This window comes from Thalassobacillus sp. C254, from assembly GCF_001310615.1.
In genome coordinates, this window is sequence record NZ_BAXQ01000041.1 from 1 (window position 1) to 17,292 (window position 17,292).

A 17,292-nucleotide genomic window follows, 5' to 3' on the forward strand; every position below is an offset into this window, starting at 1 on the left:
CCCATGGTAGAAATAAAAACTGCAACAGGCCGGGCAACAAACATTAAACAAATGGATAGAAGAAGGCCGGTCCAAATGACATACCAGGAGAAAATATCCTGTGGAGAAGCCAAGAGGCCTAAGATCACAAACATAACAATTTGTGCCATCCAAGCGAGGCCTTCCTGAAAACGTGAAATGGTGTATCGATACGCGAGTTCAGAGTTTCCAATCACTAATGCAGACACATACACAGCAAGTAATCCACTGGCCTGGGAAAATTCTGCTGCACTATAAGTAATAAAGGCAAAGGAAATGGCAAAAATGGGATACATACCGCTTATATCAATATTAATACGGTTAATGAGAAGAGATGCCCCTTTTCCCAAAATCAGGCCTAACACAACCCCAAAGAGCATTTGCCAGAAAAATGCTCCTAGCATAAACAAGTAATCATTGTTTTCTATGGTAATGAGTTCAATGGCTGCCAAGGTTAAAAACACAGCCATAGGATCGTTGGCACCTGATTCCCCTTCCATGGCTGCACCTAAGCGGGCTTTTATGTTTTTTCCTTTTAATGTGGCAAATACGGCGGCGGCATCCGTGGAACCAACCAAGGCTCCCAGCAAGAAAGCTTCAAACAAAGTCAGATCTAGAATGCAGATCCTGAATCAAAAGGGAAAGTAGAAAACACAGTAAAATTCGTAAAACACAACTTTGCGAAACATCGAGTATTTTATGACATAGAAACATGGAATGAGCAGAATACGTTCGGAAATCTCAGTTATCTATGAAACGTATTCGGCAGGCTGACTTGGTTATCATCGACGACTTAATGTATATGGCTATGGATCAACAAGAAGCTAATTTATTTTTTCACTTAATCAATCATCTATATGAAAGAAGTTCAGTCATCTTAACTTCTAACAAAGGGCCCGACGAATGGGGAGAATTAATCGGAGATCAAGGTATTACCACGGCCATCTTGGATCGCCTTCTCCATCGCTCGGAAGTCGTTCACTTGAATGGCGGCAGTCATCGAATTAAGTATCGTGAATCTTTGTTTCAAGCGAAAAGTGCTCAAACGTAACGAGCAAAAAATGTTCATTTCCACTTGACGGTTACACCACTGCACCACTATACCGAATTTTGAGGGAGTTTTTAATGACTAATTTCATAAAAAGTACGACTAAAAGCGAATCAGCAAAAACCAGAAATCATGGAAAAAAACGTTGCTGCCGTTTTTCCGTCTCCATTCAAAATGATACCGATCATAAATTACAGCTGTTAGCCACAAGCTGCGGAATGACAAAGTCTGAAATGGTGGATACCATCCTGCTTACCACTCTTAATAGTCCAACCTTTATTGAACAAGCCCAGCATCATTACAATAAAAATGAGCGATTTTTAATCAAGCCAATTGTTGTTAATACAGGCGGTAGGCAACAAGTGATTTATAATTAATTTATTTAGCCTGTTTTCTTAGGTAGGTAAAACCTTCATTGACCCATGTTTTTTCTAGTTTATAACAAATATGACAAAGACCATGACGGTTTTTACTTTTTCGATCACGAGTACTTTTTACTGCAACTTCTGCATTTTTTACTTGCCATACCTCTTCACTCTCCCAAACTTTGAAGTTAGTACTGGTATGGTCATATCTTTGGAGTTTTATACATCTTGTTCAAGAGTAGCAGCAGGAATAGAATGTTCTTATTCTGTAGCCTCTTTTTATGATAATAATATCCGTCTCATTCTTTCACTCTCTTCATTCATTAAGTGCTACTGCATGAGAGTAGGAAAACTAAAATATGAAGTATGTTTGTTTCCTTCTACTTTTGAGATAAATAAGAATATAATATAGATACCCTGATCCTTGATTCTTTATATAGGTATAATATAAAGTACAGGAGAACCAAGTATTCTTTCGAAAAAGGGTGAGTTTTTGTAGAATGAAAAGGAAATTGGAAAGTGGCTACCTGTGGACATTTATATTGGAGGGGCAGAGCATGCAGTGCTTCACTTGTTATACGCTCGTTTCTGGCACAAGGTCCTATACGATATCGGGGTGTTACCTACGAAAGAGCCGTTCCAAAAGCTATATAACCAAGGGATGATCCTTGGGGATGGTAATGTAGTGATTCACAGGCCTTCAGGCTGCTGGCCTGACAATAAAATTTCACATACTATGTATAAAATATTTAAAGAAGTATCGTCTTAAGCTTTTTCATGTAAAATCTTGGATAGGAAAAGTTACACACAGGGCAAGAGAAGGGAACACTAATATAGTGTAAACAATAATACAATATATAATACAAACACTACATAGTGTTTGTGTCTTTATACTATCTAGTGTTTTTGTGATAGATGGGAGCACAGTACATGTCATGAACCTTCTCCCCCCTGCTCCTGTACCAGTGTAGAAAAGTACAGCACTTTCAGCTCTTTCAGGATAAGGTCTTTTGCCATAGAGGTTAAAGGACGATGGTAGAAATGTAAACGCATGTACACAGTCGTTTTTTTATTAAAAACAGTTTACTTCCTAAAAAAAGAGAGCTGTTAGCTCCCCTAGTTTTCGTTCAACCTATTTAAAATCATATCGTGGTTGCCCACTTTTTTGGATAAATAGGATGTATCTTTTGATAATGTTTCTGTGTTTTTATTGATCGTTTTGAGCAAAGAAATCACGTCTTCATTGCTATTCCAGTCGTTACGATCTAACTTTTCGTTCATTTCTCTAAATCCTTGGGTTGTTTGTTTTTCAAGGTGTGAAACTTGCTTATCCAAATGCGAAATTTGCTTTTCTACTTTATCAAACCTGTCGTGAAGGCCTTGTATCGCCTTTAAAATTTCTTCCATACGTATCACCCTCTGATATCATCATACCAAAAAGAAAAAGACCAAGCACCCTTTTCCTTAAGGTACTATTCAAGTTTTATTTATCCAAAAATAACTTAAAACACGAAGAGTGCTTTTTACGTTGGGTGACGGTTAAAACAGTGTATTGGTCATCCAATACTATTGGTATCAAACGACCGTTGAGGGGTATATATGTACATCTTCTCCCTCCCTACTTACAGATTCAGTGTAGAAAAGAACAGTGAATCACTTTCAGCTATTTTAGGGGGAGGTATTTTAAGTAGTGACGCTTTTATTAGCAAGAAGGGGAGAGGGCTTAAACAACTCCCTAATTTTCTTTTTAATCATTTATCTAATTGAATTATTTTCTCTCCATAAAAAAATAAGCATTTTTCACTTTCACTTATGAAAAGGAAAACACAAACAATAATGGTGAAAGACTGAATGGTTATTAGTCTTTTGCTTGTTTCAAAAAAATCCACCTCATAGGGCAGGGTCTTTTTGGTCTTGATCATCATATAAATCTGAATACAGTGAATCAGTTTCAGGAGGGGTAATCATGTCTGTACAGTCAGCGAAACAATCGGCTCAAACGCGAGGAATGGGAAATAAGCGTGTCGCACGCATTCCGGTTTCTACAACCAATGAATACGATAAAAAGCTCACACGGTTATCCATTGCTACGGGGGGCATGAGTAAATCAAGAATTGTGGACATTATTCTTCGGATCGGTCTCGATTCTCCTAATGTAGTGGAGTTTATTCAAGAACAATACGGGGCGCAATATGAAGAGTTTCACGTTACGCCTATGGTTGTTTCAACAGATGGAAACAAAGAAGTCGTCTATCGATCAAGGTAATTTGGCAAATTTGATTCCAACTTTGAACATGTTTTTATCCTTTTTGTGACAAGAAGCGCAAAGACCATTTCTTTTGTTGTGTTTGTCTCTTTTTGCTTTTTGACATTGTGGACACTTAGCCATACTGTTCACCTCTTCTAAACTTTGAAGATAGTACTGGTATGGTCATATTTTTAGAGTTTTATACATTTCTCTTCAAAAGGAAAAGTCAGGTCTCATCCAATTTCACATAGTTAAAAGAGAGGATCCCTTTACACCCAGGGATCTTCTCTTTTAATTGTTGTGCGTTTACCAGTTTTGAGGAATTGGATGATTTAAAGTATATCCCACTAAAAGCAATTTCGCTTTCTCACGACTAGTATAGTGTTTCTTTTCAACGCTATAAGAAGGGAAGTGCTTTATAGGATAAAAAAGTATATGCTATGCTAGGGAGGCTTTTATAATGACAAAAGAATTAGTATGTATTAGTTTAAATTTATCAAAGAGATCGGGAGAAGGAATGCTTGCTCATGGGTACAGATACGAGTACGTCATTTCTTTTGGTACTGGCCCTATGATTGCTGATATATATTTCTTTGGCGTAAACGATAACATGGTAGCTAGGGTTCAGATTGGTAACATTTCTGATGGGAATGTTTTACGTATTGATTCAAAAGAGTTTGAACATAGAAGAGAGGATTTTCCTTTCCCTGAGTTTTTATTGTCATTTGTTAAAAGGTAATGGGTATAACAAATTTAAGTAATGCCACTTTACCCTCATCCATCATTACTATCACTCCCTACACCATAAGGTTCCATATAGGGGTGAAGGAAACCAGTATGAAGAAATAATAATAGAGACTCCCTGGCCTTTGATATAGCAGGTATAACATGAAAGTACAGAACATAAATATTCGTTCTCAAGTCTTGAAGTAGGGTAGGTTTTATAGGATGAAAAAGGAAATTGGATTTGTTTCCAAGCAAGATATTTGGATAGAGGAAAGTCAGTACTCGACGACATTATGGTGGGATGGATCGCATTACTTAGCTTTTGTTGAAGAGGAGATAAGTGGCGTGAGAAGTGTTTACTATGGAAAGTCGGAAGGTGAGGCATTGGCTTCGATTGGTGAGAATAAACCATAAGCAACTAAGCGGATAGAAAGGAAGGGAGCTACGGAACCAGCCCCTTCCTTTTTCTTTTAAATCAGTGACATATCCTCAGATTTTTCCTTTACTCCTTGATACTTATTTAGTAAAACGTCTAGTTCCTGGCTACATTGAACGGTTCTTTCATCCGTAAAGCCATATCGTTTTGCGTGTTTATACATTTCCTTCTTTTTAATCTTTATCATGCATTCCATAAACACGTTCATTTCATTACTATCCTCCAATACGTAAATGAATTGGATATCTTAGCTGAAATGTTCTCGTTGAAAATCAAGCCACATTTTCCGTCATACGATAACAGACAAATGTTATCTATAAAATATTCATTTTGTAAAACTATTGAAATATTCTAAACGTTATTTATGTCAGACAATAGGAGGTTTTCAGTCGGTTGTCCTGCAAAGATTTTTTTTATGATGAATAAAAAACTAGCTGCAGAGCTTTCTGTAGAAAAAACACTTAGTGTATAAAAAAGCCCCTTCTTTTGTCAAAGAAAGGACGTCAAAAAAATTAAGGAAGATCCTTATAAGTTTCCCCTGTTCTAGGATTTTAAACTTGAGTTTTCCTCACCCAAAAAAGCTTTAAAATACGGTTTACATTGGATGACGAAAAAGTTATGTATATTGGTCATCCAATACTATACATATGAACCGAACATCTTATTAAATGACCTCCCTCTCCTTCCCTACACCACTTCACAACATCACGAGTGAACCACTTTTCTAAAGTGATTTATACTCATTATTCTTGAGCTTAGGGGTTTATAAAGTAGAAAGGGGAGTGGTGTTACCACTCTATGTAAAATAAAAACTGTTACAAAATATAATTAATTCTCCTTCATACCATGAAAAAATGTTTTCCTGACACACAAAAAAGACGAACGTTTATGATTGTCCGTATTAAGATAAAAGGCCATTTCTTAACCAATAAAGTATTAAAAAGAAGGCATGAGCGCTTTGAAAAACACATATACTTTAGAACCACTGCACCACTACACCTAACTTTGGAGGGAGTTTTATGACTAGTTTTATAAAAAAGTACAACCTAAAAGTGAATTGGCAAAAACTAGAAATCATGGAAAGAAACGTTGTTGCCGATTTTCCGTTTCCATTCAAAATGATACTGACCATAAATTACAGCTGCTTGCCACGAGCTGTGGAATGACGAAGTCTGAAATGGTAGATACCATCCTGCTTACTACTCTTAACAGTCCATCTTTTATAGAACAGGCCCAACACCATTACAATAAGAATGAGCGTTTTCTGATCAAACCTATCGTGGTAAACACGGGAGGGACACAACAAGTCATTTATGAGTAAATTACCTTGCCTGTTTTCTTAAATAAGTAAACCCTTCTTTAACCCACTTTTTCTCTATCTTATAACAACAATGACAAAGACCATGACGATTATTACTTTTTCGATCACGTGTACTTTTACCGCAACTTCTACATTTATTACTTGCCATACCATCCACTCTCCCAAACTTTGAAGTTAGTACTGGTATGGTCATATTTTTTGAGTTTTATACACCTTCCCTTAAGAGTGCTTTACTGCTGCCACTTTGGTAATTGTAGACATATGAAACTTTTTATCCTCACAAAAGAATGTAATTGAAGAAGCCTGGAGGTTTAGTTCCAGGCTTTCCTCTCTAAACTCACAATTTTCAATAAATTAATTTTCCTTAATTGACCCCTAACTTAAGGAGTATTTCTTTAAAGTGCTCTAGTGTTTCTTTGTGGATTTTTAGATCACCTGATTTCACCTTATCATAATATTCTTTAGCAACTAGAGTCTTATTTTCATTGTTTTTTGAAGCTTATTACTTAGTGATTCGTAATCTTTAGGGGAAATAAACGATTCTATTGTCTTCGCTTCTTTTTCAGGAATTTGACCTTTAGGTGAAGGTTTTCCATTTACAAATACAATCTTACGTTCAAGTGAATTGTCTAATTCATTAATCAATTTATTATATTCTTTGTTTCCAGGATTATCGTAATCTAATAAAATGGAGAACTTACACCCCCAGCCTATAAGAATAGATACTATCTTATTTATATTTGATACCCCGGCAGAAGGTATAATAAAGCTCATCTTCAAAATTAAGCTTTTTTAAAACAGATTTTAAGTACATATAATCTGTAATTCCTTCAGTTATGATATTTAATTTATTGGAACTAGGAGCAAGGTTCGAACTCATATCTGCTCCAATTGCCTTAATTAAAGGAGATAGAGTCTCCATTCGTGATTCCCTGCTCAGGCTCTGATCATATGCATTTTTGAATATTAAAGTATTTCCAGATTTGTCTTTATTAATAGCTTTTACGTTTGTAATATTTGAGCCATCGATCATGGAAGGTAGATGCGTAGTATATACCACTTGATGTCCTTGTGAAGTGAGATATTCAAACAACTTTAATATCTCTTTTTGAGCATTCAAATGTAAAAATACCCCCGGTTCATCTAATAAAAAAAGTACCGGACCTTTCTCGTAACCACCAGCAGCCATATCAATAAATAAACTAATACACCACCTTAAACCATTACTTCGTTCTTCAATTAATAGTGCTTTTCCTTCATTAGATGCAATTAAAAATTTTATATTTTCATTATAAAACTTAGTCTTAAATTTTATGTCTTCTTGTTTGTAAAATTCGGCAAACCTGGTGTTCATAAAATGATCTATGGCTTCTTCAATTTCATCACTCAAAGCCTCTTTTTCTGTATGATTAGTTTCTGTGAACACTCTCTTAAAATTATGTTCTGAGATCTTAGCGGCTTTTAAAAGTCTTCCTAAAAGACTTTCCTTCTTTATTTAAAAGTTGTTTAATTTCTTTAAGATCATAAACAGACTTTAGTTGGTCTTCAGTTTTCCTATAGAAAAACTTAGGGATTCTTAAATAGTAATCATTTAATCTATCTTCTAGTGAATTAATATCCTGTATTAACTCTTCTTTCTGGCTGTAAGTGTCTTTTATCGAATCTTTAAGCTTACTGAAATTGTTTTTTATATTAATAGGTAGCATCACATTATAGTTTTCCAAAAATTCCATTACTGTTTTATGAATAGAGGAATTTGCATCTATGTTCCAAACTTTTCTGTCTTGTTTAAAACTTAAAACTTTCTGAGTTAGCTGTTTGATATGTTCGTCCTTTGACAACTGAGCAGATAACCCACCCTCCAAGGCGGGAGAACTTCCCTTTTGATATTTGATAAATGTATCCTCTTCAATAAACTCATCTTCTTTACGAGAGCTCATTCTAATACTGACACAAATATCTTCTTGCCTGTTTAGATTTCTATTATTGAAGTAATTTGCATTAGGTTTTCCAACTTGGGGGAGCTTCCCTACAGCTTCTAATATATTACTTTTTCCTGTTTCATTTTTTCCTATTATTGCTATTAAATCTTGATTTAACTCTAGAATATTTTTTTTGTTACCAATAGATTTGAAATTGTTAATTTTTACGCTTTCTATATACATTTAATCCCTCATTTTATTTTGAATATGGTAGCTCGTGCGAAAGCTCATAACATTTCTTTCATTTTAACACAAGTCCACTTTTCTTAATTCGTGCCCACGTGAATATGGTGAAGTTGATTTATAACAGTATGAAGTTAGCAAGCTTTCGTTTGAAAACGAAGCAAGCACAAAACAGCTAAAAACACAAAAAGAAATTATGGAACTTTTTATTTTTTAAAAGAGCGACTTATGAAATTGATTCAACGATCGTTTAATAGGTATAGGGACAACTTTAATTGAGTATTATTTTGTCTGTTATATTTGAACTTTACGCCATACCTTACAAATTAAAATACGATATAATTCATTCTGACTTATACTGTCTAGAGACTAACTCATAGTTTATTTAAATTCATATAGAACCGATGCCAAGTTGGGTGATATGTAAATTTTAGGTTTCATCTTATGGGAATAGCCTGTCACTGCATAAAAACTTTCATAAATTTATGTATTTATTGAAGAGAGTGAGTTTTATTGGCTGGGGGTGTTATCATACTGATAGACTTTAATTAGATACAATGAATAAATCGTTTATATGCTTTTGTTTAAAGTGTATTTACTCTCTAATTTCACCATCAAATTTAATCATACATAAGGGGTATTGCGAACATGGGAGCAGAATTAAATCAAAAATTATTCAGTGCGGCGGATAATCTCCGCAGTAAGATGGATGCATCTGAATACAAGAACTACCTGCTAGGATTAATATTTTATAAATACTTATCCGACAAGTTATTGATAAAAGTTGTTGAGTTAGCAGATGAATCGTTAGAAACGTATTCAACGTCAGAGAAGCAAACAGAGCTTTACCAAGAATTATTGGCTGACGAGGATACAAAAGAAGATTTAATTGCAACTGTTGTTGATACGTTAGGTTATGATATTGAGCCACGATACTTGTTCAATGTATTAGCAGATCAGGCGAAACAGAATATCTTTCAATTAAATGATCTTAATAAGGCGTTCATTCAACTTTCCACGAAGTATGGTGCATTTAGTGGTTTGTTTGATGATGTTGATTTGCAGTCCAAGAAATTAGGGTCAGACGATCAGCAGCGTAATGTGACCATTACGGATGTTTTAAAGAAGTTAAATGATGTGGATCTCATTGGATATGAAGGTGATGTGATCGGAGATGCTTACGAGTATTTGATTGGGCAGTTTGCATCTGAAGCAGGGAAGAAAGCCGGAGAGTTCTATACCCCTCACATGGTATCCGACATGATGTCACAGATCGTTGCTATTGGGCAAGAAGATAAAGAATGGTTCAGTGTATTTGACCCGACGATGGGATCAGGTTCATTGATGCTGAATGTACGGAACTATCTTAGCCACCCCGATAAAGTAAAGTATCATGGTCAAGAACGGAACACAACAACCTTTAACCTGGCCAAAATGAACCTGATCCTCCATGGTGTTGATCCGGAAGAAATGAGAGTCCGTAATGGGGATACTTTAAACAAGGACTGGCCAACGGATGAACCTTACACATTTGATTCCGTCGTGATGAATCCACCGTATTCCGCAAAATGGTCGGCTGACGACACATTTTTAGATGATTCTCGCTTTAATCGTTACGGGAAACTTGCGCCAAAGTCAAAAGCTGATTTTGCCTTTGTCTTGCATGGTTATTATCATTTAAAAGAAACGGGTACGATGGCGATTGTTCTACCGCATGGGATCTTATTCCGAGGTGCTGCGGAAGGTGTGATTCGAAAAAAGCTATTAGAAGATGGCAGTATTTATGCTGTGATTGGCATGCCTCCGAATTTATTCTTTGGAACCTCAATCCCAACCACGGTTTTAATTCTGAAAAAGAACCGCAGTACTCGTGACGTACTATTCATCGATGCTAGTCGAGAATTTATTAAGGGAAAAAATCAGAATAAGTTATCGAAAGAGAACGTTGAGAAAGTCGTGGTGACATATAACAAACGTGAAAATGTAGAGAAATACGCTCATCTTGCGAAGTTTGAAGAAATCAAGGAGAACGACTATAACTTAAATATTCCGAGATACGTAGATACCTTTGAAAAAGAAGAACCTGTGGATATGAAAGCTGTTGGTAACAAAATGAAAGAGATTCAACAGAACAAAAAAGAACTGCAAAAGAGTTTGTTTAAGGATATTTCTTCTCTGCAGTACAGTGAAGAAGATGCGGAATGGATTCAAGGGGCGCTAGAGGTGTTTGATCATGATGAATAAAAAAACTCCGAAGGTTCGGTTTGATGGGTTTAATAGTGAATGGAAATATAAAAAGTTATATGAAGCAGCTGATTTTTTTAATGAAAAACGTGTACCTGTAGATTCTGAGAAACGGAAAACAGGGATATATCCTTATTATGGAGCTACTGGAATTATAGATTATGTCGAGGATTATATTTTTGATGGAGAATATGTTCTATTAGCTGAAGATGGTGCAAACATAATAATAAGAAATAGACCAGTTGCTTATATAGCAAAAGGAAAATTTTGGGTTAATAATCACGCACATATCATGAAGTCTAAAAATGGTTCAAATAGTTTTTTGTATCAGTTACTAGAAAGACAGAATTATGAAAAATATAATAGTGGAACCGCGCAACCTAAATTAAATAGCAAAGTTGTAAAAGAGATCAATTTGCCTTTTCCTTCAACTGAAGAACAACAAAAAATCGGTCAATTCTTCAAACAACTTGATGACCGAATTGCCCTTCAGCAACGACAAATCGAATTATTAAAAGAGAGCAAACAAGGATTTTGCAGAAGATGTTTCCGAAGGATGGAGAACGAGTACCGGTGGTTCGATTTGATGGGTTTAGTGAAGAATGGAAAGAGCGTAAGTTAGGTGAGCTTGCCGATATAGTTCGTGGAGCATCACCTCGTCCAATTCATGATCCTAAATGGTTTGATCAGGATTCTGATATAGGATGGCTAAGAATTTCTGATGTAACAGGGCAAAATGGTCGAATTTATCATTTGGAACAAAAAATTTCTAAAGCAGGTCAGAAAAAAACACGGGTTTTAGAATCACCTCATTTGTTACTCAGTATCGCTGCTACAGTTGGAAAACCTTTAATTAATTATATAAAAACAGGCGTTCACGATGGATTTCTAATTTTTTTGAACCCTAAATTTGAACTGGAGTTTATGTTTCAATGGTTAGAAATGTTTAGACCAAAATGGAATAAGTATGGCCAACCAGGTAGTCAAGTGAATTTAAATTCAGAGCTCGTACGAAATCAAGTGATTCTTCTGCCCAATAAAGATGAACAACAAAAAATCGGTGAATTCTTCAAACAGCTTGATGATACTGTCGCTTTGCATGAAAAAGAACTGGAACTGTTAAAGGAGACTAAAAAAGGATTCCTACAAAAAATGTTCGTTTAGGAGGTGAGTTCTTTGCATAAATTATCTCATCGCTCAGAAGCTGAAATTGAATCCCATTTGATTGAGGTATTGGGGGAGGGACATAACCAGTGGACGTTTCGTAATGACCTGAAATCCGAAGCTGACCTTTGGCGAAACCTTCGTCAAAAGATTACACAGAATAATCTCTCTGAACTTGGTGACCATCCGTTAACCGATAAAGAGTTTGAGGCGATTAAAACAGAACTACTTCTACGCACGCAAACCCCTTTTGATGCGGCGAAATGGTTAAAAGGGGAGAACGGGATCGCCCGCATTACGGTTGAACGGGAAGACAACAGTCTTGGCTTCGTATCCTTGATTCTCTATTCCAACCAGGACATCGGTGGTGGGATTTCCAGCTATGAAGTTGTCCATCAGATCGCCAAAAAAGTGAGCAGAGCGAGGGGCGAGACCGACGCTTTGACGTCACGCTCTTGATTAATGGGTTACCGATCGTACAAATTGAATTGAAAAAGGTCACAGCCAAAGACGGAGTATATCAAGCCTTCCACCAGATTAAGAAATACGCGGAAGAAGGGATGTTTCGAAACAACATCTTTTCTACCATTCAGTTATTCGTTGTCTCCAATGAGCAAACGACCCGTTATTTCGCCAATGCGATGCCGAAAAACTTGCACCGAAAGCTAATGTTCAGCTGGCGCACAAAAGACAATAAAAAAGTCGAGAACCTCGATGAATTTTGTAAGCAAGCGTTAAATATTCCAGATGCTCACCGGTTGATTGCTCACTATACCATCGTTAGTGAAGATCAAGATAACAAAACCTTGATGGTGCTCCAGCCGTATCAGGTGCATGCTATTGAAGCCCTGTTTACGGCAGCGAATAAACATCAATCCGGATATGTCTGGCATGCGACGGGGTCTGGGAAAACGTTGACAAGCTTTGTTTCCACGAAACTATTAGCCAAAAAATCCGGGATCGACCGAACAATTATGCTTGTGGATCGGAAGGACTTGGATAATCAGACCACCAGTGAATTCACGAAATTTGCCTCAGAATTTAATACAGGAATATCGACCGGAAATACGCCCGCAAACAGTTTGGTCGTGGGCACGGGAAGTTCAAAAGAATTAAGCAAGACGCTGTTGGCTGATGCCAATTCAAATGTCGTCATTGTGACCACACGCCAAAAACTCGATGCTGCTTTAAAATACGCAAAATTAGCTGAAGAGAAAAAAGGGACGAATCGGTATCAAAAATTGATGGGGCAACATATCGTATTTATCGTGGATGAATGTCACCGCGCATTAAGTGCGGAAAACATGGAAGAGATCAAGGAATTCTTTCCTAATTCCACGTGGTTTGGCTTTACCGGCACACCTATTTTTGAAGAAAACAAGAAACAGGCGAAAGGTAAGCTGGCGAGGACGACATATGATCAATACGGGGAGGTACTGCATACATACACCATTAAAAACGCATTAGAAGATGGTGCTGTTTTGGGATTTCAAGTGGAACATGAAACGACGATTGAACCGACCTCCTTGGATAATATGATTTATCATCAACTAAAAAACAGCGAGAAGTACGCCCATCTCCTCCGAGGCAATGAATCAAGAAATTGATAAATTGACAGGGATCGAGAAGGAAAAGTATATCGATAACAGTATGTATGATCAGGACGATCACATTGATAAAGTCATTAAGAAGATTCTTCGTCCCGATAATGCTTATACAAAGTTTGATTTTAAGAATGGAAAACCAACCAAATCAGCAATCTTAACCACGAGTTCCATCGCCATGGCCAAGCGATATTACCATGCCATTAAAGCCATGACGAAAGATAAGGATTGGATGGAACAAGTATTTCCTAATCGACCAATTCGTGAAGGACGCACCATGGATGACCCGGACTTCCCGAGAACTGCGATCACCTATCTTTGGATGAAAATACAGAGAATGCGGTGGAGCAGCAGCAAGAAATGCAAGACATCATCGAGGACTACAATCGATATTATAAAACCGCATGGACGCTTACAGACATCGAACGATATAACGGAGATATTAATAACCGTCTGGCGAGGAAACGGGCTGAGTTCAAACAAATAGGGCGACAAGTAGATTTGGTGATCGTAGTGGACCGGTTATTGACAGGGTTTGACGCGCCAACAATTCAGACATTATTTGTGGATCGTAACCTTGAATATGCTGGTTTGATTCAGGCGTTCTCCCGAACCAATCGAACCTATCCAGAAAAAACAAGGGATTAATCGTCACCTTCCGTAAGCCTTTTAAGATGGAGGCGAATGTAGAAAAAGCCACCAAGCTGTACTCAGAAGTGAAGGAAGAATCCGGATTGATTTACCCCACCTATGATGCCGCCAAGAAACGATTTAAAAAAGCACATCAATCGTTTTCTGAGATCACCGAAAATGAAGGGGATATCAACGAACACGCACCATTGGAAACACGAGTGGAGTATGTAAAAGCTTTTCAGGAGTTGAAGAATGCCTACGAAGCCTTAGTGACGTACGACAGCTATAACAATGACATGTACACATCGAAAACCTTGCAGGAACAGGTGAGTACACTAGAAGAAGAAACTGGTGTGTATGAAACCATAAAGGGTTCCCTGTTGGAGATTGATGGGAATGAGGATCCCGATGATGACCCAGACTTCTCAGAATTAACTTTCTACAGTGATTCAACGACAAAACTGTATGATATTGATTCAAGCTATATTGATCAGCTATTAGGCACATACGAAGCGAATAATCCAGATGTGCGTGAAGAAATCGAGAGTGCACTAAAGAAACTAAATAAGGTTGAAATAGTAAAAGAAGTGTACCGGGCCATATTAAATGCGATGGACGAAAAGGAAATCGAAGAAAACGAAGATGTATTTGCAGTGAAGCGACGATTCTTTACAGAGAAGAAATATCAAATTGTCGAGGCATTCAGTACCTATTGGTGTGTCTCCAATAATGAATTACATGCTTCCGCGATCCAGTATATGATTGGAATGGACGGGATTCCAAATATGAAAAGCATCATCGAGAGCAAGGATTACGAGGCCTTTAAAGCACTTCGTCCCAACGTGAAGCCATTTAGTTACCCTCAAATGATGAAAAGAGAATGGCAAAAGGTACTAGATGAACAAATTGTGCCGTTAGATGACGAACTGAGATAACGGTACGGTCATTCTATATGTGAGGGGAGGTGATAGGCTTATAAATCTAATCACCTCCTTTTCTTGGGAAAAGCGGTACTGGAAACATCCGAAAGTGTAAAGTAAGAAATCGAAGCTATTGCTGTTAACCTGGCCTCCAAGTGCATGGTTACAACTAACAATCTGTCTTTAAACAAGATTACAAATGACATATTTACGCTGGATTTCAATCACAATCGTGGGGACTAGTAAAAGATGGTATTAGATGAATATGAACCTGAACCCTTAAAAGAATTTAGCACTGGAATTTATATTGTTGGAAAGTATAGAACCTGGAACATACCGAACAGAAGACAGTGACGGTAACTGGGAACAACAAACTGGACTATCGAGGGGGAGAGTAAGAATAGAATCACAAATGGTCTTATTACTGGTCCTTCGGTGGTAGAACCAAAGAAACTGGTTTTGCCTTTAAGATAAAAAGAGCTACTTTTAAAAATAGATTAAATGTAGGAATATAGTAAAAGCTCCGAAATAAATTCCGGGGCTTTTTTATCAAACACAGAGGTAACTATCCAGGAATATTAGGAGAAAAGGAATGACTTATCTATTGATATCAAACGACTGTTGAGGGTTATTTATCACCCCAACCTCTTACTTTAACTCTATTCATTATAAAGTGCTGCAAGGTGTAGATATAACATAAAGCACAGAAATTATATTCTTGCTTTAAATACTTTAAAGAGGGTGGGTTTGTATAATGAAAAGATAGTAAGAAGATAGAACAATATTGTTCTATCTTCTTACTATGAAAACCTTGAATTTATATTTGACTCAAATGTCTCTAAAATTTCGCGGTCTAAACCATATGACTGCCCAAAAACCTCAAGTAAATTCAGACATTTATCGTAACTATTTATTTTTTCTACCAAACCTTTAAGAATCAAATTTGTAAGTTGTTTTTTAAAATCAAACCATAAGTCGTCTTTTACTATATTTTCTCTAGAGGCTGTTAAGTTCAAGTCTGTTTTACCTGTTAAATTTAAATTATATTTTAGTGCAAATGGTAGTTCTATTTTCTCTGGTTCACTTCTTTTTCCCCATTTCACTGGAGAATTAAAAATGTTTTCATTTATTCTAATTCCATTAAGGAATAGTTTACCATCAGTAATTAACTCGTTATAAGAACCCGAATTTACATCTGGCACATCGCCATCATGACTTATTGAATCACTGGTGTGTTCAATGGAATTTACACCTAGTTGAAGCTTTTCTTCTAGTGTACACCCCGTCCCGTTTACATCTACATCCTTTTCCCATAAAATAACCTCCTTTACATATTGATCTTCTTCTTTTAGTAATGCAATCTCTATATTTCCTTCTATACCTTCTGCATTTATCTCTATATAGTAATATTCAATTTTATTATCAGAAGTACCACCCCATTTCTGGTACCTATCTATTTCACTATAACCCCTTGTAGAAGAATTTAAAGGTACACCATTTACTTTTAGTAGTGGATTTACAAAGTCTGGATTGGTTACATTTTCTAATAGGTGAAATGTAAGATCCTCCTCTGTTTTTAGATGCTTAATGCTATCATCTTTTAATTCTAGTGTTATTTTTGTGCCGGGTACTTTTTTACTTCCTTTTTTGTACCAGAAAAAACCATCAATACCCTCCAGTGTTAATTCTATAGGTTCACTTGTCTCATAAGCGCCTAGTAACCTCTTGGTTTCTACTAAAACATTATCAGCTATCATAAAAACTGATAATATTCCTATCCCAAACTTAGAAATAGAGGTATAGTTTTCTCTATTTGAGCCAAGGTTCGATAGAAGTCTTCAGACTCGTAAAACGATTTTCCTACTCTTACAAAATAATTATTGATTATTTCTTCGTCCATCCCTAATCCATTATCTTCAATCTCTAAGTATCTTTGTTGTCTTTATTAATTAAAGACAAATTTATCTCAGGCTTATAGGGACTCCCCATGAATTCTCGCTTATTTCTCTTAAATTACAGGTGTCGATGGAATTTTGTAATAACTCACGAATAGAAACGGAAGGGTTGTTATATAATTGAGTACCCATTAATAAATGCATAATTTGCTCTTGTTCAAGTTGAAATTGTAAGTCTTTGTAATAGTATATTGGGGTAGAGTTACCATCATACTGAGTCTTAACTGATCAAGGTCTACCTCGTGGGTAATGATAGATAATAAATTTCCTGTAAGTTGTTACGATAAATATCATGCATTTTAAGTAATAAATTTTGAGATGTAATAAGTTCATAATTTATATAATTACAAAAAGTTCTTATAGTTTTTCAATTGCAGGGTGAGAACACTTACCAGTAAAAGCAATTTTGTTTTTCGCGTATCTGCCAGGCTTCAATACTTCTGTG

At 36.4% G+C, this 17,292-nt stretch carries 15 protein-coding genes and 3 pseudogenes; 11 read left to right on the plus strand and 7 right to left on the minus strand.

Going from position 1 to position 17,292, the window contains the following annotated elements; genetic code table 11:
- On the minus strand, positions 1 to 596 hold a 596-nt coding region (locus JCM19033_RS20910; RefSeq protein WP_269758458.1), incomplete at its 3' end, for a cation:proton antiporter.
- A gap of 146 nt (positions 597 to 742) precedes the next feature.
- Between JCM19033_RS20910 and JCM19033_RS20915 the strand changes: the two are divergent.
- From JCM19033_RS20915 to JCM19033_RS26850, 3 genes and pseudogenes are all read left to right on the plus strand, one after another.
- Positions 743 to 1,069: pseudogene (locus tag JCM19033_RS20915) on the plus strand (ATP-binding protein); the annotation flags it as partial.
- Positions 1,070 to 1,143: 74 nt separating this feature from the next.
- Positions 1,144 to 1,443 carry a hypothetical protein gene (locus JCM19033_RS20920; RefSeq protein WP_054637784.1) on the plus strand — a complete coding sequence of 100 codons (300 nt, stop codon included), beginning with the start codon at positions 1,144 to 1,146 and terminating at the stop codon, positions 1,441 to 1,443.
- A 493-nt stretch (positions 1,444 to 1,936) separates the two neighbouring features.
- A pseudogene (locus JCM19033_RS26850) lies at positions 1,937 to 2,137 on the plus strand (hypothetical protein); the annotation flags it as partial.
- Positions 2,138 to 2,547: 410 nt separating this feature from the next.
- On the opposite strand, the gene JCM19033_RS20930 reads toward JCM19033_RS26850, so the two are convergent.
- Positions 2,548 to 2,838, minus strand: a complete 291-nt coding sequence (locus JCM19033_RS20930; protein ID WP_054637786.1) for a hypothetical protein — start codon at positions 2,836 to 2,838, stop codon at positions 2,548 to 2,550.
- A 559-nt stretch (positions 2,839 to 3,397) separates the two neighbouring features.
- On the opposite strand from JCM19033_RS20930, the gene JCM19033_RS20935 reads away from it, so the two are divergent.
- The 3 genes from JCM19033_RS20935 (at position 3,398) to JCM19033_RS20945 (ending at position 4,819) form a co-directional block, all read left to right on the plus strand.
- Entirely contained in the window at positions 3,398 to 3,697 is a 300-nt protein-coding gene (locus JCM19033_RS20935; protein WP_054637787.1) for a hypothetical protein, read from the plus strand.
- A gap of 442 nt (positions 3,698 to 4,139) precedes the next feature.
- Entirely contained in the window at positions 4,140 to 4,418 is a 279-nt protein-coding gene (locus JCM19033_RS20940) for a hypothetical protein (RefSeq protein ID WP_054637788.1), read from the plus strand.
- 209 nt (positions 4,419 to 4,627) lie between these two features.
- Positions 4,628 to 4,819: a hypothetical protein gene (locus tag JCM19033_RS20945; RefSeq protein ID WP_054637789.1), complete on the plus strand. Its 192-nt coding sequence runs from the start codon at positions 4,628 to 4,630 to the stop codon at positions 4,817 to 4,819.
- A gap of 56 nt (positions 4,820 to 4,875) precedes the next feature.
- On the opposite strand, the gene JCM19033_RS22850 is transcribed toward JCM19033_RS20945, so the two are convergent.
- Entirely contained in the window at positions 4,876 to 5,049 is a 174-nt protein-coding gene (locus JCM19033_RS22850) for an aspartyl-phosphate phosphatase Spo0E family protein (protein ID WP_083465633.1), read from the minus strand.
- Positions 5,050 to 5,898: 849 nt separating this feature from the next.
- Here JCM19033_RS22850 and JCM19033_RS23915 point away from each other — a divergent pair.
- Positions 5,899 to 6,162, plus strand: a complete 264-nt coding sequence (locus tag JCM19033_RS23915) for a hypothetical protein (RefSeq protein ID WP_157050015.1) — start codon at positions 5,899 to 5,901, stop codon at positions 6,160 to 6,162.
- Positions 6,163 to 6,630: 468 nt separating this feature from the next.
- On the opposite strand, the gene JCM19033_RS23920 is transcribed toward JCM19033_RS23915, so the two are convergent.
- Genes JCM19033_RS23920 through JCM19033_RS20955 form a run of 3 tightly spaced genes read right to left on the minus strand, consistent with a single transcriptional unit; the run spans position 6,631 to position 8,327 of the window.
- Entirely contained in the window at positions 6,631 to 6,936 is a 306-nt protein-coding gene (locus tag JCM19033_RS23920) for a hypothetical protein (protein WP_157050016.1), read from the minus strand.
- The gene (locus JCM19033_RS20950) at positions 6,893 to 7,588 is read right to left on the minus strand and encodes an ATP-dependent endonuclease (RefSeq protein ID WP_054637790.1); all 696 of its coding nucleotides are present in this window, start codon (positions 7,586 to 7,588) and stop codon (positions 6,893 to 6,895) included. The genes JCM19033_RS23920 and JCM19033_RS20950 overlap by 44 nt, the downstream gene beginning before the upstream one ends.
- Before the next feature lie 25 nt (positions 7,589 to 7,613).
- Positions 7,614 to 8,327 (minus strand): AAA family ATPase, encoded by a 714-nt coding sequence (locus tag JCM19033_RS20955; RefSeq protein WP_054637791.1) that lies wholly within the window; start codon positions 8,325 to 8,327, stop codon positions 7,614 to 7,616.
- A 648-nt stretch (positions 8,328 to 8,975) separates the two neighbouring features.
- On the opposite strand from JCM19033_RS20955, the gene JCM19033_RS20960 reads away from it, so the two are divergent.
- The 4 genes and pseudogenes from JCM19033_RS20960 to JCM19033_RS20975 all read left to right on the plus strand — a co-directional run bounded on the left by JCM19033_RS20960 (position 8,976) and on the right by JCM19033_RS20975 (position 14,907).
- Positions 8,976 to 10,571 carry a type I restriction-modification system subunit M gene (locus tag JCM19033_RS20960; protein WP_054637792.1) on the plus strand — a complete coding sequence of 532 codons (1,596 nt, stop codon included), beginning with the start codon at positions 8,976 to 8,978 and terminating at the stop codon, positions 10,569 to 10,571.
- Positions 10,561 to 11,193, plus strand: coding sequence for a restriction endonuclease subunit S (locus JCM19033_RS20965; RefSeq protein ID WP_054637793.1), 633 nt, complete (start codon positions 10,561 to 10,563; stop codon positions 11,191 to 11,193). Before JCM19033_RS20960 ends, JCM19033_RS20965 begins: the two co-directional genes overlap by 11 nt.
- A complete protein-coding gene (locus JCM19033_RS20970; RefSeq protein ID WP_269758459.1) occupies positions 11,145 to 11,735 on the plus strand; it encodes a restriction endonuclease subunit S in 591 nt (196 codons plus the stop codon). The genes JCM19033_RS20965 and JCM19033_RS20970 overlap by 49 nt, the downstream gene beginning before the upstream one ends.
- A gap of 12 nt (positions 11,736 to 11,747) precedes the next feature.
- Positions 11,748 to 14,907: pseudogene (locus JCM19033_RS20975) on the plus strand (type I restriction endonuclease subunit R).
- 785 nt (positions 14,908 to 15,692) lie between these two features.
- Here the strand turns inward: JCM19033_RS20975 and JCM19033_RS20980 are convergent.
- On the minus strand, positions 15,693 to 16,649 hold the full coding sequence (locus JCM19033_RS20980; protein ID WP_054637795.1) for a hypothetical protein: 957 nt from the start codon (positions 16,647 to 16,649) through the stop codon (positions 15,693 to 15,695).
- Positions 16,650 to 17,292 lie beyond the last annotated feature (643 nt).